A 2,004-nucleotide genomic window follows, 5' to 3' on the forward strand; every position below is an offset into this window, starting at 1 on the left:
CGCTTGTCTAATTGTGGCAACGTGGTCGATGTTGACACCAAGAGTGGGCAATTTTTTCTTCTCCTAAAAGGTTAAATTAATTTTGCACAGGTATTTAATTATATTATCAGTGTTAAACCTCAAAGTTTTCTAAGATTTTCCAAATTATAGAAACATATCCAGGTGGTGGACAATCTCAATAAGTTCTAAATTTACCGAAAAATTGGGGTATGCGCCTCGCCCTTAAGGGGGGGACTTTTTAGTTGATTTTATTTCAATAAATATGTTATAATAATGTTAGTTTGACAGTCAGATTATGAAAGCTAGATTTAAGTATCGCATCTATCCAAGACCAGTATAAAAATACCGACTAGCCAAGCTATTTGGTTGTGTTCGAGTTGTTTGGAATGATAGTCTAGCTTGTTGTCAGGAAAAATACAGTCTTAAAGAAAAGAAGCCCACTAATTCTAAACTACAAAAACTCTTTATTACTCAAGCTAAAAAGACTCAGGACAGAGAATGGTTATCAGAGGTTTCTGCCATACCATTGCAGCAATCTTTAAATGATTTAAACCAGGATTATCAAAATTTCTTTACTTCTTCGACTAAAGGTAAGAGAAAGGGTAGACCTGTAAAACCTCCTAAATTCATGAATTAGAAAGTCATGGACAGACTCCAAGATTTATATGCATGAGGGTTTAAAGTCGCTCGACATAAAGTTTATTTAGCAAAAATTGGCAAGTTAAAAATAATTTCGCCTGTGAGAATTACCTGCTGCTCCATCATCAGTAAAAGTAATCAAAGATTGTAGGGGCAATCAAAGATTGTAGGGGCAATCAAAGATTGTAGGGGGGATTCGCATAGATGCCCCTACGAGATATTTATTAAGTTTTGTAGTAGAAACTTGTGCCAAAACCTTACCTCAAACTGATAATTCAGTAGGTATTGATTTAGGTATCAAAACTTTTGCTACGTAGGGACGTTGGATGCAACGTCCCTACATGGTCAAAAAATTGATGCACCCAAACTACTCAAAAAACGGCTTAAGAAGTATCGCCAGTTAAGCAAATCATTATCTAAGAAAACTAGAGGTTCTAAAAGGTATGAAAAAGCGCGGGTTAGAGTAGCTAAATTTCAGGCCAAACTCAAGGATACAAGAACAGATTTTATGCATAAATTGTCTACGGAAATAATTCGTGAAAACCAAACAATTGTTTTAGAAGATTTGAACTTTTCTGGTATGGTGCAAAAGCGGTGCGACCCCGCGACGACGACAGCTCGCTTGCGGTCATATCCCGCGTCGGCGTAAGACGCAAGCGGTCAGACCCCGCGTCGCCGACAGCTCGCTTGCGGAACGCTGACCAAGAGAGGGAACGCGCACCAAGAGAGGGAACGCGCACCAAGAGACCTTCAATAATTAATAATTAATAATTAATAATTAATAATTACCTCTTCTTATAACGGATAGGATTGGCGCTCAAGGAATTTTTTTCTTCTCTTGGTCGATTGGAGGCAAGCGAGGAAACCTCCCCATCCCTCGACCGCTTTTTCTCCATAAATGGAGAGGCTTTATACCTTAATTTTCCGGTAAATTATCCAGAGCAATATCAGATTTAGGTTGGAGACAATTTAGGACACTGTTAGAAGGAATTGCTGAAAAATAGGGTCGTGATTTTAGAGTAATTAGTCGTTGGAAAGCAACATCTCAAATTTGCTCAGATTGTGGGTTTAAAAGTGGAAAGTTAGATCTTTCAGTAAGAGAATGGGAGTGTCTAGAGTGTGGCGAAAAACATGATAGAGACGAGAATGCAGCAATAAATATATTATATTAGTCGCTCCTTGGGTATGCCTCCTACCTCCTGCGGAGGAGCTGCCCTAATGGAGACACTAAACGGACGCGGAGGCAAGCGTAAGACTACCGTCAAGGTAGCAGCAGCCTGTGAAACATGAATCTACCGAAGAAGCTCACGCTCAGTAGAAATCCCCGCGCCTAATAACCGGGTGAGGATGTCAAAAACTTTGAGT

The 2,004-nt window shown here is 39.5% G+C and carries 2 protein-coding genes and 1 pseudogene; all 3 read left to right on the forward strand.

The window, feature by feature from the left end; all coding sequences use genetic code 11:
* Window positions 1–385 precede the first annotated feature (385 nt).
* A pseudogene (locus F6K22_RS42840) lies at window positions 386–637 on the forward strand (RNA-guided endonuclease TnpB family protein); the annotation flags it as partial.
* A gap of 324 nt (window positions 638–961) precedes the next feature.
* Window positions 962–1,288 (forward strand): transposase, encoded by a 327-nt coding sequence (locus tag F6K22_RS39585; protein WP_293110511.1) that lies wholly within the window; start codon window positions 962–964, stop codon window positions 1,286–1,288.
* 400 nt (window positions 1,289–1,688) lie between these two features.
* Entirely contained in the window at window positions 1,689–1,811 is a 123-nt protein-coding gene (locus tag F6K22_RS42845) for a zinc ribbon domain-containing protein (RefSeq protein WP_363275440.1), read from the forward strand.
* Window positions 1,812–2,004 lie beyond the last annotated feature (193 nt).

It is taken from the genome of Okeania sp. SIO2F4 (assembly GCF_010672385.1).
Classification (GTDB): Bacteria; Cyanobacteriota; Cyanobacteriia; order Cyanobacteriales; family Microcoleaceae; genus Trichodesmium.